Origin of the sequence: Streptomyces sp. Rer75 (genome assembly GCF_013414305.1) — a bacterium.
GTDB lineage: Bacteria > Actinomycetota > Actinomycetes > Streptomycetales > Streptomycetaceae > Streptomyces > Streptomyces himastatinicus.
The window spans coordinates 4915513-4936728 of sequence record NZ_CP058693.1; the positions used below are offsets into that span (position 1 = coordinate 4915513).

Consider the following 21216-nt stretch of genomic DNA (forward strand, 5'->3'; position numbering starts at 1 on the left):
GGCGTCCATGGACTGGGTGTTCTCGGTTGCGTCTGCACGCGGTCTCCCGGCGTCATCGGTGAGCAGGTGATGACCGACCGTAAGAGCGCCGGGAGCGGGGTAGGGGCAGGATTCCTGCCCCTCGAACATTCAGGCGGCCAATACCCCGATCTTCACGGCGAGTTCGGCAGCACGACGGCGACGCACCGGGGACTTCGACTCGGTCTCTTCCAAGATGATGCGGCGGGCGTAGCCGTTGTAGCGGATCGTCTCCGGCGCAGCCTCGTACGCCGTGTCCAACGTCGCCAGAGCGGCCTCCGGCTGCCCGTCCAACTGGTAGCCCCTGGCCTCCTCGATCCGGTGCCGGGCTCGCCGCGGCCGCGACGGAATCGTCTTGGCATCCGCCTTCGCGGCCTGTCGTACGGATTCCCCGCCCGCGTGCAGCTCGACGGCGACCGTGACCGCGTGTGCGCCCATGACGGCCCGGGAGAACGACGTCGCCGGGTGGAAGTAGTCGGCGGGCAGCCGCTTGGCCGTCTTGCGGGCGGTGTCCCAGTAGCGCCAGGCGGTGCCGGTGTCCCCGCGGCGGGCTGCGGTGTATCCGGCCTCGAACTGTAGGGCCCCGGCGATGGCGCGTACGTCGTCCGACGCGTCGGACAGCAGCGGGGTCAGGTAGCGCAGCGTTTTGAGGGTGACCGCGTCGGCCGCATCGAAATGGGCGGGCCCGCTGTCGCGGTGGGCCTGGGCAGTGAGCCAGGCGGCGACGCCGATTGCGTGCGGGTCCCCGCTCTCCTGGGCAGCAACCATGCCGCGCTCGGCCACGCGCCACAGCAGGGCGGAGTCGGGCTGATAGGCGATGAAGAACTGGCTGAGGCCGTAGACCTCCGCGAGCACAGCCTGCGCCGCTCGCCGCTCGGGGGCACGGTCTGCCTGATGGACGGCGAGTTGCGCATCCCGGATGAGGCCCGGCAGGAGCCCGCCGATCACTTCGCGGTGGTTGGGCGCGGAATGGCGCGCGGACCAGGCACTCGCGAGGCGAGCGCTCAGGTGCGCGGCCGAAGGCGCCTCGCGGTCGGTGGCGAAGAGGAACGCGTCGATCGCGTCTCGTACGGCCGGCAGCTTGGCATGGCCGGGACCGATGAACAGGTCGACGGGCATGGTCTGATCGCCCGTAAGTTCACCGAGGTTGCGAACCCGCAGCACCTCAGCGACGCGCAAGATCATGGGCAGTCCTGGTGTGTGAAGCGTGCCGTTCTCCACCTGCTTCACCCAACTCGGGGACTTACCGAGCAGACCGGCGAGGACGGTACGGCTCATGCCTCGACGTGTGCGGAGAACCTGCATGCGCTGGCCGAAGACCAACGGGTGGTCCATCGGGTCCGGAGTGACATCAGATGGCATGGCCTTGCCCCTCTCTGTCCAGCTCGTCACCGCCAGGGTATGGGGCAAGGCCCTTGTCGTGTGAGGCCGTTCACTCCCGGTCCGGACGAAAGCCCCTTCGGTCGGCCGGAAGGCAGCGAGGGGACACAGCCCAGTACACGCCCGCGGTTCCTTCGACCTCGACGACCTCCATGCCCGGCTCACCGGCATCGGCTGGCTAGTCGACGCCGCATTCACCGCAGACGGCCTCGATGAAGAGGCAACCACCGAGCTGCGCAGGCGGGCACAGTCGTGGGCAGAAGACATCGCAGAGCGACTCCACAAGCTGGAAGTCGATAACGAAATCTGCGTCACCCAGCCCCTAGCGCTCCATTGCCGCACCTGACAGGGAGAGGCCGAGGCAGCGGGCGTGGGAGGTGCGTAAGAATGGGCGCATGGCTGAGGGTGGGGACTTCTGGCACGGTCTCGCGGGACGCATCGCGCACTTCGACCGAGAGGCGGCCGCGCAGGCCGCCGACAGGGCGGAGCAGGAGAGGCAGCGGGTACTTGAGGAATTCCCGCTGGAGAGCTGGCCCGAACTGCGGTTGGATCGGTATGCGCTGGGACCGGCGGCCTACGGGGGCCCGCGGCACTCCTTCTGCCGCCTCCTGGAGTACGGCACCAACGCCTTCGGCAGTATCCGCGGCGGCAGCGCGGCCAAGCACATCGTGTTTCAGCACCGGACAGGTGAGTGGCGGGTTGTGCCCAGTGCCCTGCGTGGGCTCAGCGTGGGCGAAGCGTGGGCCGAGGTCCGCGCCGAGTTCGTGACCGCCTTCGCGGCGGCGGCCGACGGGGATTACGAGCGCATCGACGATTTGGAGTCGCTTTCGTACGGGCAGGCGCTGACCACCAAATCCCTGGCGGTCTACTTTCCCGACGACTTCCTGCCGATCTTCTCCGCCTCGCACGTCCGCCACTTCACCGCGCTGCTGGGCGGCCGACCGCACCAGTACTCCTCGGGCGTACGAACCTGGCGAGCCAACCGTGAGCTTCTGGGCCTCGTACGGAAGACGCAGGAGTTCGAGGGGTGGCGCCCGCATGAGGTGATGGCGTTCCTCTACGCCTTCCACGATCCGCGGCCGAAGGACCGAGTGATCTGGAAGATCGCGCCGGGGGAGCGGGCCGCCCTCTGGGACGACTGCTTCTCGAACCGTCGCATCCGGATCGGCTGGGACGAGGTCGGCAGCCTCGGCCAGTACGAGAGCGACCAGGAGCTCAAGGAAACACTGGACCAGTACTGGCCGCGCAGTACCGGCGGGAATCTGCGGCTCGCTCGGCAGATGCTCGCCTTCCGCGACCTGGAGCCCGGCGATTTGATCGTTGCCAACCGAGGCAAATCGGAGGTGCTGGCCGTGGGCACCGTCACCGATGGCTACTCCTACGACCCGGACGTGAAGAAGTACCGGCACACCGTGGGAGTGGACTGGGACACGTCGTACGCCCAGCTCTTCGACTCGCCGCGACACGCCTGGCAGCAGACCCTCGTCAAGGTTTCCGCCACCCTGTGGCAGGAGATCCGACATGGCCGCAAGACGGCACTCGCCGAAGCCGCCGAGCCGGTGGGCGGGACCGACACCGAGCTACCCGATTCCGTACGCGAGGTGCAAAGTCTGCTCGACCACAAGGGGCAGGTCGTGTTGCAGGGGCCGCCGGGCACCGGAAAGACCCGGCTGGCGCTCAGCGTCGCGCTCGCGATAGCGGGTCGGGGAGATCAGATCGAGGCACCGCCGGAGGAACGCGCGGCGGCGCTGGCAGAGTTGTCGAAGGTGCCCGACGACGCCAAGGCCGCACGCCTCACCATGGCGACCTTCCACCCGTCCTACGGGTACGAGGATTTCGTCGAGGGGTTCAAGCCGGACCTAGCGGCGACTGGGGCCGGGCTCAATCTGACGATGACGGACGGACTGTTCCGCCGGGTCTGCGCAGCGGCTGAAGAGGCACCCGACGAAACCTTCCTGATCGTCGTGGACGAGATCAACCGCGGTGACCTGCCGCGCATTCTCGGCGAGTTGATCACCCTTCTGGAGCTCGACAAACGCGGCTCCGTCTACGTCACCTTGCCCACCAGCGGCCGACAGCAGACCGTGCCGAAGAACGTACGCATCATCGGGACCATGAACTCCGCCGACCGCAGCGTGGGGCACATCGACGCCGCGATCCGGCGCAGGTTCGCCTTCCTCGACGTACCACCGGATCTCGACGTTCTGGATGGCGAGGTCGGAGGACTCGGCCTGGCGGACTTCCTGGAGGGCCTGAACGCCAAGCTCGACCAGTCCTTCGGGCCGGATCACCTCCTCGGCCAGGCCTATCTGCTGGCCGACGACCGGCCGCTCGCAACCGCCGAACAGCTCTCCCACGCCTTCCACCACGAGATCGTGCCGCTCGTGGCCGACTACTGCTTGGGCCAGCCCGACCTGCTGAGGAGCGTGCTGGGCAAACTGGTGGACGACAGGACCGGTCGGGTGGTGCAGACCAACCCGCAGGATCTGCCTGGAATGCTGGCCGACGAGTTCGCGAGTACCTCATCCGCGGGCGAGGAGCGCACGGAGGACGAGAGCCTGGGCGGCTGGGGTGGGGAGTAGCCGGGTGCACCGGACCGCCGCCTGGCACGAAGTGATCCTCAAGGAGCACGAGTCCGTCCATGTTCCGCGCTCCAGACTGTACGGGGACGATCTCGGCAAACTTCGCTCGGTCAAGGCCGTCAAGGTCACCGAAGCCCGCAACGGCTATGTACTCAAGGCGCGGGCAACTACAGGGGTACTCCAGCTCGATCGGATACGGCTGGTACTGCGACCCAAGTTCCCGATCGCCGGGGACCGGCTGATCGACTGGCTCTGCTACGCCAACAGGCAGGAAGAGCCTGACGAGACACTGCGGAACTGGCCACTCGGCAGTGACGGATACGCGGGGCTGGTGCCCGCCGCCCTGCTCCACGAATGCCGACGGCTGCTCCGACGCGGTCTGCGCAGGGATTACGTGCGCCACCACCGGGTCGACACGACCCTGCGGGGACGGCTCGACGTGGAGGCGCAGGCGACCCGCTGCTACGGAGCTGTCGATCGGCTCCATCTCCAGACGTACGAGTACCAGGACGGCGGCTGGGAGAACCTGGTGTGCGGAGCCGCGCTGACCGTCGCCGCCCGGCGTTCCAGCGATCCGGAGCAGACCCGGTGGCTGCTCAACGTCGCGGCGCAATTCCCTTCCCCGCGGCAGCCACTCGACGCCGTGTCCTTGCTCCAGCGAGGACAGTACACACGGCTCAACACCCACTACCGCGCCGCCCACGCCTGGGCCCGGGTAGTGCTCGGCGGTGGCGGTGTGACAGATCTGCTGGAGCCGTACGGCTTCGGGGCGAAGAGTCTCCTGCTCAATCTCAACGTGCTGTGGGAGCGCGTCGTCCAGCGGATGGCGGTCGACGCGGCAGTGGAGCTGGGCGGCAGGGGCGCACGAGGAGAAGAAAAGGCCATCCACACGCACGGGCAGCAAAACGACAAGACCCCGACGTTCAACCCCGATGTGCTCCTGGCCTTCCCTCCGCCGACCGGCAGCTCGGCCGACACGCGCTTCCTCGCTGTGGACGCGAAGTACAAGGGCTACATGGAGAAGAACGTATCCGCCGCCGACCGCCATCAACTCCTCACCTACATCGCCGGATACACCGACCCGGAATACCCGCTCGCCCTCGTCGTCCATCCCTCGCCGAACGTGCCCGCCAAGCGCGAGCTACGTATCCAGGGCCCGCGTGGCCGCCTGGGGCTCATCAAGGTGCTGGGCCTCGACACTCGTACCGCCCCCAAGGACGCGACCGGACCGCTGCGAGAGGCGATCGCTAAATTCGCGCATTTCGTCGCCCCGGCGTAGCGCGTACCCCGCGCGTGGTCCTGCATCGCCGGGAGGGGACGCTCAGGCCCGTGGCCTGATGCGGTGGGCCGTCGCCACGCCGAGGACGGCCAGGGTCGTGGTGAGGGCGAAGGTGGCCGTCAGGGCGGTGGCGGTGGCCGCGTCGTGGGCGTGGGCCAGGGCGATGGCCGCGCCGCCGAGGCCGGTGAGGACGGCGGTGGCCAGGGTCTGGGCGAGTTGCATCGCGCCGCTGGCCTCGCCGTGCCGGTCGGCGGGGGCCTGCTCCATGGCGTCGGTGGTGGCGGCATTGAACGCGATGCCCATGCCGACGCCGCCGACGGCCCAGCCGACCACGGCGACCAGGGCCGGGACCGAGTCGATCAGTATTCCGGCGGCGATGACGGCGACGCCCGCGGCCAGGATCGCGCAGCCGATGGCGATCGGCAGCGCTCGGGAGCGCCCGCTCCAGCGGTCGTCCGCCCGGCCCTGCCAGGCCGCGCCGAGCACCCAGGCGATGGCCCCGGCGGACAGGCCGAGACCGGCCTCGGTGGTGCTCAGGCCGCGCAGCTCGGTGAGGCCGAGCGGCAGGAATGCCTCGCTGCCGAAGTAGGCGCCGCACAGCAGGAAGCGGATCAGCACTCCGGTCGGTACGCCGCGACGCCCGCGCAACGTACCGGTCGGCAGTACGGTGCGCAGGCCCAGCACCGCGGCCACGCTGCCGAGCAGCGCGAGGGGCAGCAGGAGGGCGAGGTTGGTGAACTGGAGGCCGCCGAGCAGCACCGCGGTGCCCGCGGCGACCAGGATTCCGCGCGCCACCGGGCCGCGCCACCAGGCGTCGGAGGCTGCGTCGGCGGCGGGCGGGTTCGGGTGTCCGCGGCGCGCCAGCGGGGGTACCGCCATGGCCCAGGCGAGCGCGATCAGCGGCAGGAGCAGGATGAACACGCCGCGCCAGTGGACGTGTTCGGCGATCAGTCCGGCGACGGCCGGTCCGGCGAGCGAGGGGACGGTCCAGGCGCCGGAGACCAGCGCGAACATCCGGGCCCTGAGGTGTTCCGGGTAGTGCAGGCCGATGACGGTGTACGCCAGGGCCATCACGGCGCCGACGCCGAGGCCCTGGACGAAGCGCCCGGCGAGGAAGACCGGCCAGTTCGGCGCGGCCCCGGCCAGGGCGCAACCCGCCGCGAAGACGGCCAGGCCGATGCCGAGCGGCCGGGCCGGGCCGCGGCGGTCGGCGGAGCGTCCGGCGGCGACGGTGCCGATCAGGTTGGCGAGCATCAGGGCGGAGAAGCCCCAGCCGTAGGCGTCGAGGCCGCCCAGCGCACCGGCAATCTTGGGGAGCACGGTGGCCACGCCCATCGACTCGAAGGCCACCAGGCCGACCGAGAGGACGATTCCCCAGGTCATGGCCGTGTACGGGGTCTGGAAGACGCTCTGCCCCGCGGCCCGGTCCGGGGGTTGCGCCGTGGGGTCGGGCCGCGCCGAGGCGTCGGTGGCTCCTTCGTCGGCCAGTGCCCGCCGTGGTGACATGGGGACCTCCTAATTTCGTTACGTTACGGAACGGAACGAAAATGCATGCTACCTATACTGGCCGCCATGGCAAACCCCGGGAACACCTCCGCCCGCACCGAGGCCAGGACCGAGGCCCGCACCGAGGCCAGGGCGGCAGGGCGGCCGCGCGACGCGCGGCTCGACACCGCGATCCTGAGCGCCACCCGGGAACTGCTCGCCGAGGTCGGCTACCCCGGCCTCACCCTGGAGGGGGTCGCCGCCCGGGCCGGGACCACCAAACCGGCCATCCGGCGCCGCTGGGCGTCGCGGCAGCTGTTGGTCATCACGGCCCTGGGCGAGATCATGGGCACCGCCCCCACCCCCGACACGGGGTGCACCCACTGCGACCTGATCCTCGGCATCGAGACCATCGGCCAGGCCTTCGGGGGCGCCTTCGGCCGCCGGACGCTGCCCGCGCTGATCGCGGACCTGGCCGGGGATCCCGAACTGGACCGGGTCTTCGCCGACACGCTCTTCCACCCCCGGCGCGCCACCACCAGGGCGGCGCTGCTCCGCGGCATCGAACGCGGTGACCTCCGCGAGGACGCCGATCTCGATCTGCTGCTCGATCTGCTGGCCGCCACCACCTACCACCGGGTGCTGTTCGGCCATCTGCCGGTCGACGACCGGCTGGCGCACGACGTGGTGATGACCGTCCTCGACGGCGCGGCGACACCGCGCTGGCGCGAGCACTACCGGCAGCGCCACGACGGGTGACGGGCCAGGGGCCCGTGGTTACGGGGTGGCGGTTACAGCCAGCCGTTGCGGCGGAAGCCCCGGTGCATGGCGAAACAGGCGGTGGCGATGACGACGAGCACCAGCGGGTAGCCGAAGCGCCAGCGCAGCTCGGGCATGTGGTCGAAGTTCATGCCGTAGACGCCGCACACCATGGTGGGCACGGCGATGATCGCCGCCCAGGCCGTGATCTTGCGCATGTCCTCGTTCTGGGCGACGGTCACCTGCGCGAGATGGGCCTGGAGTATGGAGTTCAGCAGGTCGTCGAAGGCCGCGATCTGGTCGGTGACCCGGGCCAGGTGGTCGGCGACGTCCCGGAAGTACGTCTGGATGTCGGCGTCGACCGCGGGGAGGCGCTGGGCGGAGAGCCGTTCCATCGGGCGGTCCAGGGGCGCCACGGCGCGCTTCAGCTCCAGCAGCTCCCGCTTGAGCTGGTAGATCCGGCCCGGATCGGCCCGGAACGCCGGCTCGGGGGCGAAGACGTCGGTCTCGACCTGCTCGATGTCGTCCTGCACCGCGTCGGCGACCGCGAGATAGTCCTCGACCACGTGGTCGGCGATGGCGTGCAGCACCGCGGACGGGCCCTTGGCCAGCTGGTCCGGGTCGGCCTCCAGCTCCTCCCGCAGCGGGCCGAGCGAGCCGTGGCGGCCGTGCCGTACGGTGACGACGAAATCGGGCCCGGTGAAGGCCATGACCTCGCCGGTGTCCACGACCTCACTCGTCGTGGTCAGCTCGTCGTGATCGACGTACCGGACCGTCTTGAAGACGGTGAACAGCGTGTCGCCGTAGGTCTCCAGCTTCGGCCGCTGATGCGCGTGGACGGCGTCCTCGACCGCCAGCGGGTGGAGCGCGAACAGCTCGGCGATCCCGGAGAACTCCCGCTCGGTGGGTTCGTGCAGCCCGATCCACACGAAGCCGCGCCCCGCCCGGCGCACCCGCGCGATCGCCTCCTCGACCGGGCAGTCACCGGGCTGACGCTTCCCGTCGACGTACGCCACGCAGTTCACCACGGACGTGCCGAGCGGCGAGCGGGCCGGGTGGTTGAGATCGACGCGGCGGCGCCGCCGGGCCAGGCGCGCCACTTTCCGGAGGTTGCCGACCATCGACATGGGAACTCCTTCGGCTGAGCTACGGCCGACGCCTACCCCGTCGAGGGATCGCGACGACTGCGCCCACAGCGTACGACCCGGCTCTCTTTTCGCCCTGGCCCCGGCCGATGAGTTTGTGCGGTGGCCGCGGTCTGAGAGGAGGAAGGGTCATCCGCACCGCTCGTGGAGGGGCATCATGAGGAAGATCATTGCCAGCCTGTTCATCTCGCTCGACGGGGTCGTCGAAGCGCCCGACCAGTGGCACTTCCCCTACTTCAACGACGAAATGGGCGCCGCCGTCGACGCGACCTTCAGCGTGACCGACACGCTCCTGCTGGGCCGCAAGACCTACGACAGTTTCGCGGGGGCATGGCCGGAGCGGGAGGCGGCCGGGGGTGAGGACGCCGACTTCGCGAAGAAGATCGGCGATGCCCGCAAGATCGTCGTGTCACGCCAGGAGCTGTCGTTCACGTGGCGGAACACCGAGCAGCTCAAGGGCGAGGTGGTCGACGCCGTCACCGCGCTGAAGAACGAACCGGGCAAGGACATCGCGATGAGCGGCTCGGTGTCGGTCGTACGGCAGCTGCTGGCACACGGGCTGCTGGACGAGCTGCACCTGCTGGTGCACCCGATCGCCGTGCGCAAGGGCATGCGGCTGTTCGACGAGGGCGAGACCACGATTCCGCTGCGGCTGCTGTCCTCCAAGACGTTCAGCACCGGGGTGCTGCACCTCGTCTACGCCCTGGCCGACGCGACCGGCGACGCCACGTACGACGACGCCAAGGCGCACCTGCCGCAGGGCGAGCAGTAGCGGCCCGCAGCGTCCATACGCTAGCCGCTCGGGCGAGGGATCCACGGGATCGACAGGGCTGGCCGGAGCTCTTCTGCCGCACGATCGGCCGGACAGCCGAAACGTCCGCGCACCGCTCGCTAATCTGCGCGGGTGACGATCGAGCTGACCGTCCTGTCGACGGTTTCGTATCGCGGGGAGGAGATCACCGCCCCGCGGCTCCGGGGGCTGCTCGCGCTGCTCGCCTCCGACCTGCGCACCGGGTGCAGCACCGGGCGGCTGGTCGACGGGTTGTGGCCGGACGGGCAGCCGGAGAATCCCGTCAAGGCGGTGCAGATCCTGGTCTCGCGGCTGCGGTCGCGGCTCGGGGCCGATGTGGTGGTGAGCACGCCCAGCGGGTATCGGCTGGGGCTCGGTGAGGAGCGGGTGGACGCCTCGGCCGTGCTGCTGCACGCCGCCGCCTGCGCGGAGAGGGCGCGGGCCGGGGACCATGCGGGGGCGCTCGCCGAGGCGGAGGAAGGGCTCGCCCTCTGGGACGGGGCCGGGGACGGCGGCGGGGACGCGGACGCGGTGCTCGGCGATCCGGTCGCGGCGCTGCGGGCCGAGCGGGCGGCGGCGTACCGGGCGCTGATACGGGGCCGGGCGCTGGGGCTGGCCCGGACCGGCGGCCGGGAGGCGGCCGCCGGGCCGCTGGCGGAGCTGGTGCGGGAGTTCCCGAGGGACGAGGAGCTGTGGCTGGAGCTGGTGCGGTGCGAGGCGGCGACCGCGGGCACGGCCGCGGCCCTGGCCACGTACGAGCGCTACCGGCGGCAGCTGCGCGACGAGCTGGGTGCCGACCCGGGGCCGGGGCTGCGGGCCGTGCACGAGGAGTTGTTGCGGGGCGAGGCGCCCGTGGTGCGGCGCGGGGTGCCGCACGAGCCGAACGCGCTGCTCGGCCGGGACGGGGACATCGCGGCCGTGGCGGGCTTGCTGCGTTCCTCGCGGGTCACGTCGATCGTCGGGCCCGGCGGGCTCGGCAAGACCCGGCTGGCGGCCGCGGTGGCACGGGCGGCCGAGCAGCGGGTGGTGCATCTGGTGCCGCTGGCGGGCGTGACGAGGGACGAGGACGTGGCGGGCGAGATCGCCTCCGCGGTGGGTGCCGTCGCCGCGGTGGGTGCCGTCACCTCCGCGGCGGGTGCCGGGGAGGCGTGGCGGCCGTCGGGGGGCGGGTTCGCGTCCGGGACGGGGGGCGCGGGCGGCGCGCCCTCGGCCGAGGTGTTGGGCGGGCTCGTCGCGGCGCTCGGGGCGGGCCCGGTGCTGCTGGTGCTCGACAACTGCGAGCAGGTGGTGGGCGGAGTCGCCGAGGTGGTGCGGGCGCTGGTGGCGGCGACCCGGGAGCTGCGGGTGCTCACCACGAGCCGTACGCCGCTGGGCATCGCCGCCGAATCGGTCTATCTGCTGCCGGAGTTGGACCCCTCGACGACGGTCGAGCTGTTCGAGCAGCGGGCCAGGGCCGCGCGGCCGGACGTCGAGCTGCCCGCCGAGGCCGTCGCCGCGCTCTGCCGCCGTCTCGACGGGCTGCCGCTCGCCGTGGAACTGGCCGCGGCGCGGGTGCGGGTGCTGTCGGTGGGGGAGATCGCCCGGCGGCTGGAGGACCGGTTCGCGCTGCTGCGGGGCGGGACGCGGGACGCGCCGCAGCGGCACCGCACGCTGCGCGCGGTGGTCGACTGGAGCTGGAACCTGCTCGCACCGGACGGGCAGGCGGCTCTGCGGGCGCTGTCCGTGTTCCCGGGCGGTTTCACGGCCGAGGCGGCGGAGCACCTCGTCGGTCACGACGCACTGGAGATCCTGGAGGATCTCGTCGGGCAGTCGCTGCTGAAGGTGACGGACACCCCGGCGGGCGCCCGGTTCCGGATGCTGGAGACCGTACGGGAGTTCAGCGCGGCGCACCGGTCGGCGGCGGGCGAGGACGAGCAGGTCACGGGGCGTTTCCTCGCCTGGGCCCGGTACTTCGGTACGACGTACCACGACGCGCCCTTCGGCCCGGACGCCGTCGCCGCCTGGCAGCGGACCCGAGCCGAGCAGGACAACCTGGTGCGGGCGCTGCGCATCGGGCTGGACGCGCGCCACATGCCGACGGTCGTGGCGACCGCGGCCGCCCTGAGCACGCTGTGGGTCACCGAGGCCCACTACACCCGGCTGTTCGCGCTGGCCGAGGACACCGGCCCGCTGCTGTCCCGCTACCGGCCGGAGCCCGACGGCGTCGAGCCGGTCCGCACGCTCGCGACCGTGGTCGCGGTCAACGCCTTTCTCGGCGGGGGCACGAGCGCGCCGCGCTTCCTCGCCGTACTGCGCCGACTGCCCCCGGGCGCGCCCGGGACCCTGATCGGTGCGCTCGCCACGGTGCTCAGCCGGATACCGGAGGTGCTGGGTCCGGACCGTACGGCCCTGGAACGGCTGTGCGCGAGCGACGAGCCACTGGTGGCGGGGGCCGCGGAGGGGGTGGCGGGCTACCTGTGGGAGAGCGAGAACGAACCGGAACGGGCCATGGCCGCCGCCCGGCGGATGCTCGCCGCGTTCGAGGGACGGCGCGTGCCGTGGCTGACCGTCATGGGGCATTCGCGGCTGAGCGAACTGTGCCTGCACGCCGAGCGGGGCGCGGAGGCGCTGGTCCACATGGCGAAGGCCATGCGGATCATGGACGAACTGGGCGACTGGAACGACATGATGGGCCTGCGCTGGGGCATGGTGCTGGCCAACCTCCAGACCGGCGACCTCGACGCGGCCGAGCGCTGGCTGGAACTGGCGGTGCTGCACCGGCCGGAAGAGGCCGTCGACCTGCTCACTCCCGACCTCGGGGCACGCGCGGAGATCGCGCTCGCGCGGGGCGAGACGGAGCGGGGGCTGGCGTTGTGGCGGCGGGCCACGAGCACCCTGGAGAGCGACGGCGATCCGCTGCTGGAGCCATGGGCGCTGGAGATCCAGGCGGTATCGGTCGCGGCGCACGCCCAGCACGGCCGCCTCGACCTGGTGTCCGGACCGGCGGCGGCACTCGCGGAACGGATCGTGGCCCTGCTGAACCGGGGCGTGGTGCTGGACATCCCGATCTGCGGGGTGGTGCTGCTGGCCCTGGGCTACGTCGACCTCGCGGCGGGGCGAGCGGGTACGGGGGTGCGGCTGATCGCGCTGGCCGAGCGGTTCCGGTGCCTGCGCAGTTTCCAGCCGACGACGGCGTCGGCCCGTTCGCGGCATGCGGCGGAGACGGCCGACAGGGCGGCGTACGACGACGCGATGTCGACGTACGCCGCCCTGGGGCGGGACGAACTTCCGGGCGCGGCGGTCGCCCTGCTGAGGCTCCGCGCCTGAGGGGGGCGCGTGCCGGTGGCTTCCGGTGGTCGGCGGCCGGGGGTCACAGGCGGATCGGCAGGCGCAGCAGGTGGAAGCCGTCGCCCGGCCAGTGGCCGAACTCCAGCGCGGCGCGGTCCACCGCGAGACGCAGGTCGTCGCGGCGGACGAAGAGGCGGTCGAGGACGACGCTGGTGACGAGGCGGCCGAGTGCGGCGCCGATGCAGTAGTGGGCCCCGTGGCCGAAGGCGAGGTGGCCGTCCCCGCGGCCGAACTCCCTGCCGACGTCGAGCTGTCCGGCGCCCTCGCCGAACTCCTCCGGGTCGTGGTCGGCGGCGAGCAGGGCGACCGTCACCGACTCGCCCCGGCGCAGCGCCGTGCCCGCGAAGTCGAAGTCCTCGGTGGCGTAGAGGGTGGCGCCGATGCGGACGATGGAGACGTACCGGAGGAGTTCGGGGACGGCGCGCGGGAGGAGTTCGGGGTCGGCGTGCAGCCGGGCGGCCTGCTCGGGGTGGTCGAGCAGGGCGAGGGCGGCGTGGGCCAGGAAGAGCGCGGGCGGGGTGATCCCGGTGTTGATGAGCAGGAAGACGATGCCGATCAGCTCGTCCTCGGTGAGCACGTCCCCGTCGAGGAGGGCGGAGATCAGGTCTTCGGTGGGTTCGGCCCGGCGGCGGGCGATCAGCTCCTTGGCGTATTCGACGAGCGCGACGAGCGCCTCCCCGGCCCGGCTGCCGTCGCCGAAGGCGAAGTCCCGCATCCAGGAGCAGACGTGCTCGCGGTCGCGCTCCTCGACGCCGGTCAGCTCGCAGATGACCTGGGTGGCCAGGGGGTAGGCGAAGGCGCCCAGGAGGTCCGTACCGCCGTTCGCCTCGGCCTCGGCGACCAGGGCGTCCGCGGTCCGCTCGACGAAGGTACGCAGCGCCGCGATGCGGCGGGCGGTGAACGCGCGGGTCAGCGGGGCGCGGCGGTGGGCGTGCTCCTCGCCGTCGAAGAGGGCGAGGTGTCCGGCGAAGTACTTCACGTACTCGGCGGGGAGCCCGGCGGAGGCCGCCTCCAGCAACTCGTCCTGCGCGTCGGATGCTTCGGTGTCGCCCGGGATCCGGGTGCGGTCGCGGATCAGGCGCGGCTCGGTGAGGGCGGCCTTGACGTCGGCGTACCGGGTGACGAGCCGGACGGGGGTGGTGAGGCCGGGGAGGACGGCGTGCGGGAGTTCGTCGCGGGTACGGAGGTCGGCGTAGCCGCGTACGGGGTCCTCGACCTGCTCGGGGGTGAGGTGGACGGCGTTCGCGGGTGCGGTGGCGTTCTCGGACATGGCGGTCTCGCTTCCTGGTGGAGTTGGGGGGGGTCAGCGGGGGTCGCGGCCGAATCGGCGCTGCGACCAGACGAAGCCGAGCAGGGTGATGGCGAGGCACCAGGCGACGGACAGCCAGCCGTTGTGGCCGATCTCCGTGCCGGTGAGGAGCCCGCGCAGGGTCTCGACCACGGTGGTGAAGGGCTGGTACTCGGCGAACCACCGGATCCAGCCGGGCATCGCGTCGACCGGCACGAACGCGCTGCTGATGAACGGCAGCAGGAACGACAGCGGCAGTACGGCGTTGCTGGCGGCCTCGGGCGTCGGGCTGGCGAGGCCCATGGCGACCGCGAGCCAGGTGAGCGCGCAGCAGGCCAGGGCGAGGACTCCGGCGGCGGCGAGCCATTCGACGGCTCCGGCGTCGGAACGGAACCCGATGGCGAGCGCGACCCCGGTCACCAGGGCCAGGCTGATCATGGTCTGGATGACGCTGCCGACAACATGGCCCACGAGGATCGAGGAGCGGGAGATGGCCATGGTGCGGAAGCGGGCGACGATGCCCTCGGCCATGTCGGTGCACACGGCGACGGCGGTCGGCACCGTTCCGGAACCGACGGTCATCAGCAGGATGCCGGGGACGACGTAGGCGATGTACGCGGAACGGTCACCTCCGCCGCCGATGCCGCTGCTGAGCGCCGTACCGAAGACGTACACGAAGAGCAGGAGCATGATCACCGGCATGCCGGTGACGCCGATGGTCATGGAGGGGTAGCGGCGGGCGTGCAGCAGATTGCGCCGCAGCATGGTCATCGAGTCGCGCAGCGGATACGTGGCGAGAGAACGGGGGCTCATCGGGCTTCCACCTTGTCGTTGCCGGGGCGGCCGGTGACCGCGAAGAAGACGTCGTCCAGGTCGGGGGTGTGCACGGTCAGGCCCTCGGGCGTCACGGCGGCCCGGTCGAGGCCGTCGAGCAGCGAGCGCAGCGCGTGGACGCTGCCGTCGTTCGGCACCCGGAGGGACAGACCCGCCTCGTCGGGTGCGGCGCCGTCGCCGAGGGCCCGGTGCGCGGCGGCGAGGGAGGCAGGGTCGGCGAACGTGAGGCGGACATGGCCGCCGGGGACCAGCCGCTTCAGCTCCTCGGGGGTTCCCTGGGCGGCCAGTCGGCCCCGGCTGAGGACGGCGATGCGGTCGGCGAGCTGATCCGCCTCCTCCAGGTACTGGGTGGTGAGGAAGACCGTCACCCCGCCCGCGACAAGATCGCGGATGATCTGCCACATGGTGTGGCGGCTGCGCGGGTCGAGGCCGGTGGTCGGCTCGTCGAGGAAGATCACGCGCGGCGAGCCGACCAGGGTCATCGCGATGTCGAGGCGGCGCCGCATCCCGCCGGAGTAGGTGGAGGCGGGCTTCTTGGCCGCCGCCACGAGGTCGAAGCGGTCGAGGAGTTCGGCGGTGATCCGCTTCCCCTCCCGGCGGCCCAGGTGGTGGAGGTCCGCCATGAGGGCCATGTTCTCCTCGCCGGTGATCATGTTGTCGACGGCGGAGAACTGCCCGGTGACGCCGATCGCGGCGCGCACGGCCTGCGGGGCGGCGGTCAGGTCGTGCCCGGCCACGCTCGCCCGGCCGCCGTCGGCGGCGATCAGGGTGGAGAGGATCTGGACGGTGGTGGTCTTCCCGGCGCCGTTCGGGCCGAGGAGGGAGAAGATCGTCCCCTGGGGGACGTGGAGGTCGATCCCGTCGAGGACGACCTTGTCGCCGTATGCCTTGCGCAGTCCTTCGGCGGCGATGGCCGGTGTGGCCGCCGCTGCGCCCGTCGTTCCTTCTCGTGAGGTCATGCCCCAGAGACTGCGGGTGGTCGGCTTCAGCGCGGCTTCAGTCCGGTTGCGGCGCCCGTCCCGCCGGTTTCAGCGCCTGAAACCCCGTGCCGCAACCGCTCCGCGCAGGCTGTGCGTTCGCCATGAATGCCGCGGAAATTGTTGACGATTTTGCGGACGATCCATACGTTCACCCATCGACGGGGACCACGGACGAGCGGCAGGAGATGTCAGTGAAGCGCAGGACCATGGTCATGGGACTCGCCGCGGCCACCGCGGCGGCGTCGACGGCGGGGATCGGCGTCGCCGCCGCCCGCTCGCGGAGGCCCTCGGACGCGCTGGTCTTCGACAAGGACGCCTACACGGTCCTGACGACGACCGTCGCCACGGACGACGGCGACAAGGCCGTGACGTACCACTTCTACAAGGCCATCACGTACGTCACGAACCCGGTGGACGCGAAGTACCAGTGCCTCAACGTCAGCGTGCCCGTCGAGATCGACGGCACGGCGGTCGACGCCACCCGCGCGCCGATCCTCTTCGCCAACTCGGTGGGCGGCTACATGCCGTCCTCCGTGGCGGACGCCACCGGCGTCGGCGGTTCCCCGATGACCCCGCCCGGCGGGGGCGGCGGTGGTGGCGGGGGCGGTGGCGGCGGGCAGGCGGCCATGGTCAGCAACGCCAAGCTGGCCGTCGCCGCCGGTTACGTCGTCGTGGAACCGGGCGCCCGCGGCCGGACCCTCGTCGGCGCGGACGGCACGTACTACGGCACGGCGCCGACCGCCATCGTGGACCTCAAGGCCGCGGTGCGGTACGTACGCTTCAACAAGGGCCGCATACCGGGGAACACCGACCGGATCGTCTCCTCCGGAACCAGCGCCGGAGGCGCCCTGTCCGCCCTGCTCGGAGCGTCCGGGGACAGCCCCCTGTACGAGGCCGACCTCAGGGAACTGGGCGCCGCCCCCGCGAGCGACGCCATCTTCGCCGGCGGCGCCTGGTGCCCCATCGCCGACCTGGAGCACGCCGACATGGCGTACGAATGGAACTGGGGCGGCAACGAGCTCAGTTCCGGCGACACCGTCGACCAGACCATCTCCAAGGAGCTGCGCTCCGCCTTCGCCGAATACCAGGCCGCCCTGAAACTGCGGGGGAAGCACGGCTTCGGCCCCCTCACGGCCCGCACCTACGACGACTACCTCGTGAGGACCTACCTCGAACCGGCCGCCACCACCTACCTCAAGGCCCTCCCGGCAGCGGACCGTTCGAGCTACCTGGCCAAGAACCCGTGGCTCACCTGGTCCGGCGACCGCGCCACCTTCGCGTGGAGCGACTTCCTCACCCACGTCGGGACCCGGAAGAAGAACACCCCCGCCTTCGACCCCTTCGACCTCTCCGCGCCGGAGAACAACCTGTTCGGCGCGGGAACCACCAAGGCCCGCCACTTCACCCTGTACAGCCTCCGCCACGCCACCGGCAACGACAGCGCACGCCTCGACGGCGACCTGCCCCGCAAACTCGACCTGATGAACCCCATGTTCTTCATCGAGCAGCGGAACCCCGCCCGGGCGAAGCACTGGTGGATCCGCGTCGGCACCAAGGACACCGACACCTCGCTCACCGTCGTCGGCAACCTCGCCGCGGGCCTGGAGAACCTGGGCGACGACGTCAACGCCCTCATGTACTGGGACGCCGGACACGGCGCCAACGAGGACGCGGCGGACTTCATGACCTGGATCGGCCGCGTGACGGGCCACTCCGGGTGAACTGACGCCAGCGATCCCGTAAGGGCTACTACGCCCCCAACAGCCCCCACCGCACCGCCGCGACTGCCCCAAGCAGCAGCGGCGGTGCTAGCCACCACGGCCCCATGACACGCCGCACCGACGGCATCACCGTGATCAGCGCGGCGAGGGCGCTCGCCGCGAGGGTGAGCACACACGCAAGGACGATTCCGGCGCGTGCGTCGTCGTCCCAGCTGCCCGACGGCTCGATGGTCAGCGCCGTGTAGCTGAAGAAGGCCGCGATCAGATGAAGGATCACCAGCGGGACGGCCAGAACCCACCGCAGGCAGCCTTGGTCCTCTGCCGACGTGGCGACTTCGGTGCGGTCCTCGAGCATCAGCGCAGTGCTTCCCTCGCCTGGTCGATGTCGTTGTTGAAGCCCCGACCGTAGGCCTGGGCGTCACTTCCCTGCCAGTACGGTCCGCCGTTGCACCGCGCGGCGAGTTCCTGGTATTGGGCCGGCGTCATCTCGTCCGCCGGCACATCGGCGAACTTGCTCTCGGCTTTGAGCTGCGCCAGGTACCCGGACGCGATGAAGATGTTCTGCCCCGGATCCTGGAGGGACTCCTCGACGGTCGCCCGCTGCGCTTCCGTGAGGTTGTCCGGGTCGTAGCCGAGCACTTCAGCACCCCGCCGCACCTGGATCGCGATGGGGCCGAAAGACGTTTCATCGGGGCTTCCGCCGGCCCGCCACGGCAGATTCTCGGGCAGGATCGGGCTGAACGGGACGTCGAACTGCTCGCGAATGGTGTCGACGGTGTCGTCCATATAGCCAGGCTGGCCGCCGACCTCCTGCCAGGCGATACCGGCGACCATGTCCGCGGGGAGCCCCGAGTTCTTCGCCGCAGCGCGGATGGTCTCCTTGTTCGCTGCGATCCATTCCTTTCGGTCCTGGTCCGAGGAAGGCGGATCCCAGTAGGCGTCCTTCGCGTCAGGCAGGTTGGCCACCTGAGTGCGTATGTCACGGAGCGTCGGCGAGATGATGGCGTCCCCAACCTGACCGGAGTAGTCCCGCTTGGGGCCGCTGCCGGGAAGCTTGGTGAGAGGATTGCTGCTCGCCTCCCGGGCCTCCTGGCGCATGGCCTCGATGGCCGAGAAGACGTCCACACGCTCGGTCAGGCCCAGCCGGTATTCGGGCAGCAGGTCATACGCCGCCTTCAGGCCGTGGACGCACAGGTCGCGGGCTTCCTTCTCCGTGGTCTTGGCGAGGTGAAAGTCGCCCCCGGCTGCGTTGTGGAGCCGGTTCGCCTCGTCCTTGATGTCGTCAACATCCATGGTGATCTCGGCAAAGAAATCCATGACGCCCGTGGTCGCCCGCATGTCCTCCCACTGGCGCATGGGTTCCGCCTCCTGCGCCTCACGGGTGATCGCGGTGCCTTTGGTGCCGATCAGCTTGGCAAGCGCCTGTTCGTTCACCTTGCCATTGGAGTAGTGCTTCTTGGCAGTCACCAAAGCATAGGCGTATTCACGCAAGGCGGTGTTGGCCTTGCCATACCCCTCAGCAATGTGCGTCAGCAGCTTACGCGCCTCGGCGACGCGTGCTTCATAGTGCACGCTGTTTTCACTACGCCAGTGGGTGCGCTTTTCCGCTCTCTCAGCCCGGAGCGTCCACTTCCACCAACAGGTCGTGCAGCCGCTTGAACTCGTCGGCGTTGCGCTTGACGAGCGACGGCTTGCAGTCCTCCAGAAATTCGACGTCCTTGCGGTAACTCAGCGCCTCGCTCATTTCACCCCCGGCGCCACGTACTGGCCATTCAGAACGTCGTCGAGGAACCGCCGCGCGTTGTCGTCCTCCACCGTTACGAAGTCGGTTCCGGCACTCTTGAGACGTGTGGCGAGGGCGGCGAACAGGGATATGGTGTCCAGGAATTGATCATCGGCGAACCTGCCGAAGCGTTCGACTTGAGCAGCGACGTCACCGTGCGACCTGGGTTCCCGGGCCATGGTGCACAGCTCGGCATCGGGCCTTCCCTGGTAGAGGAGCCCGGCGATTTCAATCAGCAGATTCGCATTACCGTTGATGGAATCCGTGTTGTAGTCGAGCTTCTTCCCGTCCGGCGCGCCTCCCGGGCCATCGCCCTTCTGCGCTTGCAGTTGATTAAGCTGCATTCCGTCGGCCCGGCGTTTCTGCGCATCGGCCTTCAGCTGGGCCCACTCCTCGTCGAACGACACTCATCCCCCTATGATGTCGGCCTCCCCCTTACGGGTGACTGAGGACTTTACCAGAGCTAAATCATCTCTGGCCTTTCGACAGCGGCGACAGAGCGGTTCCTGAGCCTCGCCCCGGAGCTGCTGGGGCGGCGCGCCGCGGGCTGATCCGGCGGGGGCGGGGCCTCAGGTGCGGCGTGCGGCGCGTACGTGGGCTGCGGCCGAGCTGGGCCGGTACGGGGCGGTGCCCGCGTACGTGGCGCGGTAGCCGTGGTGGCGCAGGTCGTCGTAGCGGGCCCGCGAACCGGTGCGGAGGGTGGCGTCGCACCGCGCCCGGCCCCGGGCGTTCGTCACCGCGGCGCACAGCTTGCGGGCGCCGGTGGCGTCGGTGAACCGGACCGTCTGCCCGGGCAGCGGGGCCCCATCGGCGGTGGTCAGGGTGGCGGACAGCCCCTTGACCCGCAGGGACGCGGGCGACGTGTGCCGTTCCACGGTGGCCGCGCTCGCCGTGAGGCGGGTGGACACGGGGTGGGACGGCGGGATGGCCAGCCCGACCGGGCTGCTCAGCCCGGCGATGGGCACGGTGGTCTGGCCGCTTCCGTCCGCGGGGACCTCCACCACCCGGTCGTTGCCGAAGTCGGCGACGAACAGGTTGCCGTACGCGTCGACCGCCAGCCCCTGCGGGGTGTTCAGCCCGGTCGCGGGGACGGTCGTCTGCGGGCCGCCGCCCCGGGGCAGCTTCACCACGCGGTCGTTGCCCGAGTCGGCGACGTACAGGTTCCCGGCGTGGTCGAACGCGAGCCCCGTGGGCTCGGAGAGCCCCGCCGTGGGCACGGTGAGCTGCGGCCCGCCGTCCACGGGCACCACCACGACGCGGTCGTTGACGAAGTCGGCGATGTAGAGGTTGTCGTGCGCGTCGAGCGCCAGGCCGTCCGGGTGGACCAGGCCGGTGGTGGGCACGGTGGTCTGGCCGCCGCTGCCGTTGGTGGCCACCTCCACCACCCGGTCGTTGAAGCTGTCGGCGACGTACAGGTCGTCGTCACCTTCATCGTCACCGTCCTCGCCTTCGGTGGCCAGCCCGATCGGGCGGGACAGCCCGGTGGTGGGGAGCGTGCTCTGACCGCTGCCGTCCGCGGGGACCGTCACCACCCGGTTGTTGCCGGTGTCGGAGACGTAGAGGTTGCCCTCGGTGTCGAGGGCGAGGCCGGTGGGGCGGGTGAGGCCGACGGTGGGCACGGTGGCCTGGCCGCTGCCGTCGGTGGCGACCTTCAGCACGGTGTTGTCGGTGTACTCCGAGACGTACAGCTGCGCGACCCGCGGAGCCGCGGCCGCCGGGGCGAGGCCGGAGACGAGCCCGTACGCACACAGCGTCAGGATGCCTGCCAGCGCGGTCAGTCGGTGCCGTACGGAGAAGCGGCTCATTCCACACCCACCTGTGGTTTCCGGACGATCGGCCCATTGC

At 70.9% G+C, this 21216-nt stretch carries 18 protein-coding genes; 6 read left to right on the forward strand and 12 right to left on the reverse strand.

The annotated features are described in order from the left end of the window. Positions 1-129: 129 nt before the first annotated feature. On the reverse strand, positions 130-1380 hold the full coding sequence (locus HYQ63_RS20745; RefSeq protein WP_179935302.1) for a helix-turn-helix domain-containing protein: 1251 nt from the start codon (positions 1378-1380) through the stop codon (positions 130-132). A gap of 413 nt (positions 1381-1793) precedes the next feature. On the opposite strand from HYQ63_RS20745, the gene HYQ63_RS20750 reads away from it, so the two are divergent. Continuing rightward, entirely contained in the window at positions 1794-3980 is a 2187-nt protein-coding gene (locus HYQ63_RS20750; RefSeq protein ID WP_257231987.1) for an McrB family protein, read from the forward strand. Between the two features lie 4 nt (positions 3981-3984). Then, the gene (locus HYQ63_RS20755; RefSeq protein WP_179935304.1) at positions 3985-5259 is read left to right on the forward strand and encodes a PE-PGRS family protein; all 1275 of its coding nucleotides are present in this window, start codon (positions 3985-3987) and stop codon (positions 5257-5259) included. A 42-nt stretch (positions 5260-5301) separates the two neighbouring features. On the opposite strand, the gene HYQ63_RS20760 is transcribed toward HYQ63_RS20755, so the two are convergent. Then, positions 5302-6765, reverse strand: a complete 1464-nt coding sequence (locus HYQ63_RS20760) for an MFS transporter (protein ID WP_179935305.1) — start codon at positions 6763-6765, stop codon at positions 5302-5304. 66 nt (positions 6766-6831) lie between these two features. On the opposite strand from HYQ63_RS20760, the gene HYQ63_RS20765 reads away from it, so the two are divergent. Next, a complete protein-coding gene (locus HYQ63_RS20765; RefSeq protein ID WP_257231988.1) occupies positions 6832-7503 on the forward strand; it encodes a TetR/AcrR family transcriptional regulator in 672 nt (223 codons plus the stop codon). A gap of 32 nt (positions 7504-7535) precedes the next feature. Here the strand turns inward: HYQ63_RS20765 and HYQ63_RS20770 are convergent, their stop codons facing one another. Then, positions 7536-8630 (reverse strand): magnesium and cobalt transport protein CorA, encoded by a 1095-nt coding sequence (locus HYQ63_RS20770; RefSeq protein ID WP_179935307.1) that lies wholly within the window; start codon positions 8628-8630, stop codon positions 7536-7538. Between the two features lie 175 nt (positions 8631-8805). Between HYQ63_RS20770 and HYQ63_RS20775 the strand changes: the two genes are divergently transcribed. Together HYQ63_RS20775 and HYQ63_RS20780 are read left to right on the forward strand one after the other, a co-directional pair. Beyond that, a complete protein-coding gene (locus tag HYQ63_RS20775) occupies positions 8806-9420 on the forward strand; it encodes a dihydrofolate reductase family protein (protein WP_179935308.1) in 615 nt (204 codons plus the stop codon). Between the two features lie 132 nt (positions 9421-9552). Continuing rightward, complete coding sequence (locus tag HYQ63_RS20780; RefSeq protein ID WP_179935309.1) at positions 9553-12744, forward strand: BTAD domain-containing putative transcriptional regulator; 3192 nt, start codon at positions 9553-9555, stop codon at positions 12742-12744. Positions 12745-12787: 43 nt separating this feature from the next. Here the strand turns inward: HYQ63_RS20780 and HYQ63_RS20785 are convergent, their stop codons facing one another. From HYQ63_RS20785 to HYQ63_RS20800, 4 genes are read right to left on the reverse strand one after another with little or no spacing between them, the layout of a single operon-like run. Next, positions 12788-14035, reverse strand: coding sequence for a cytochrome P450 (locus HYQ63_RS20785; protein ID WP_179935310.1), 1248 nt, complete (start codon positions 14033-14035; stop codon positions 12788-12790). Positions 14036-14068: 33 nt separating this feature from the next. After that, entirely contained in the window at positions 14069-14866 is a 798-nt protein-coding gene (locus tag HYQ63_RS20790; protein ID WP_179935311.1) for an ABC transporter permease, read from the reverse strand. Continuing rightward, positions 14863-15846 carry an ATP-binding cassette domain-containing protein gene (locus tag HYQ63_RS20795; protein WP_179935312.1) on the reverse strand — a complete coding sequence of 328 codons (984 nt, stop codon included), beginning with the start codon at positions 15844-15846 and terminating at the stop codon, positions 14863-14865. Before HYQ63_RS20795 ends, HYQ63_RS20790 begins: the two co-directional genes overlap by 4 nt. A gap of 26 nt (positions 15847-15872) precedes the next feature. Continuing rightward, positions 15873-16019 (reverse strand): hypothetical protein, encoded by a 147-nt coding sequence (locus HYQ63_RS20800; protein WP_179935313.1) that lies wholly within the window; start codon positions 16017-16019, stop codon positions 15873-15875. Between the two features lie 33 nt (positions 16020-16052). Between HYQ63_RS20800 and HYQ63_RS20805 the strand changes: the two genes are divergently transcribed. Then, on the forward strand, positions 16053-17588 hold the full coding sequence (locus HYQ63_RS20805; protein ID WP_257231989.1) for a subtype B tannase: 1536 nt from the start codon (positions 16053-16055) through the stop codon (positions 17586-17588). A gap of 28 nt (positions 17589-17616) precedes the next feature. Here HYQ63_RS20805 and HYQ63_RS20810 read toward each other — a convergent pair whose 3' ends face one another. The 5 genes from HYQ63_RS20810 to HYQ63_RS20825 form a co-directional block, all read right to left on the reverse strand. Continuing rightward, entirely contained in the window at positions 17617-17943 is a 327-nt protein-coding gene (locus HYQ63_RS20810) for a hypothetical protein (protein WP_179935314.1), read from the reverse strand. Further along, positions 17943-19160, reverse strand: a complete 1218-nt coding sequence (locus tag HYQ63_RS20815) for a hypothetical protein (protein ID WP_257231990.1) — start codon at positions 19158-19160, stop codon at positions 17943-17945. The genes HYQ63_RS20810 and HYQ63_RS20815 overlap by 1 nt, the downstream gene beginning before the upstream one ends. A 40-nt stretch (positions 19161-19200) precedes the next feature. Next, entirely contained in the window at positions 19201-19332 is a 132-nt protein-coding gene (locus HYQ63_RS44820; protein ID WP_257231991.1) for a hypothetical protein, read from the reverse strand. Beyond that, a complete protein-coding gene (locus HYQ63_RS20820) occupies positions 19329-19778 on the reverse strand; it encodes a hypothetical protein (RefSeq protein ID WP_257231992.1) in 450 nt (149 codons plus the stop codon). The genes HYQ63_RS44820 and HYQ63_RS20820 overlap by 4 nt, the downstream gene beginning before the upstream one ends. Positions 19779-19940: 162 nt before the next feature. Continuing rightward, entirely contained in the window at positions 19941-21176 is a 1236-nt protein-coding gene (locus HYQ63_RS20825) for a hypothetical protein (RefSeq protein WP_179935315.1), read from the reverse strand. Positions 21177-21216: the final 40 nt, after the last annotated feature.

Bases quoted from the DNA above. Each gene is read 5' to 3' on its own strand.
- HYQ63_RS20790 (WP_179935311.1), bottom strand. From the start codon at position 14,866: ATGAGCCCCCGTTCTCTCGCCACGTATCCGCTGCGCGACTCGATGACC.
- HYQ63_RS20765 (WP_257231988.1), top strand. From the start codon at position 6,832: ATGGCAAACCCCGGGAACACCTCCGCCCGCACCGAGGCCAGGACCGAG.
- HYQ63_RS20770 (WP_179935307.1), bottom strand. From the start codon at position 8,630: ATGTCGATGGTCGGCAACCTCCGGAAAGTGGCGCGCCTGGCCCGGCGG.
- HYQ63_RS20805 (WP_257231989.1), top strand. From the start codon at position 16,053: ATGTCAGTGAAGCGCAGGACCATGGTCATGGGACTCGCCGCGGCCACC.
- HYQ63_RS20795 (WP_179935312.1), bottom strand. From the start codon at position 15,846: ATGACCTCACGAGAAGGAACGACGGGCGCAGCGGCGGCCACACCGGCC.
- HYQ63_RS20745 (WP_179935302.1), bottom strand. From the start codon at position 1,380: ATGCCATCTGATGTCACTCCGGACCCGATGGACCACCCGTTGGTCTTC.
- HYQ63_RS20825 (WP_179935315.1), bottom strand. From the start codon at position 21,176: ATGAGCCGCTTCTCCGTACGGCACCGACTGACCGCGCTGGCAGGCATC.
- HYQ63_RS20775 (WP_179935308.1), top strand. From the start codon at position 8,806: ATGAGGAAGATCATTGCCAGCCTGTTCATCTCGCTCGACGGGGTCGTC.
- HYQ63_RS20785 (WP_179935310.1), bottom strand. From the start codon at position 14,035: ATGTCCGAGAACGCCACCGCACCCGCGAACGCCGTCCACCTCACCCCC.
- HYQ63_RS44820 (WP_257231991.1), bottom strand. From the start codon at position 19,332: ATGAGCGAGGCGCTGAGTTACCGCAAGGACGTCGAATTTCTGGAGGAC.
- HYQ63_RS20810 (WP_179935314.1), bottom strand. From the start codon at position 17,943: ATGCTCGAGGACCGCACCGAAGTCGCCACGTCGGCAGAGGACCAAGGC.
- HYQ63_RS20750 (WP_257231987.1), top strand. From the start codon at position 1,794: ATGGCTGAGGGTGGGGACTTCTGGCACGGTCTCGCGGGACGCATCGCG.
- HYQ63_RS20760 (WP_179935305.1), bottom strand. From the start codon at position 6,765: ATGTCACCACGGCGGGCACTGGCCGACGAAGGAGCCACCGACGCCTCG.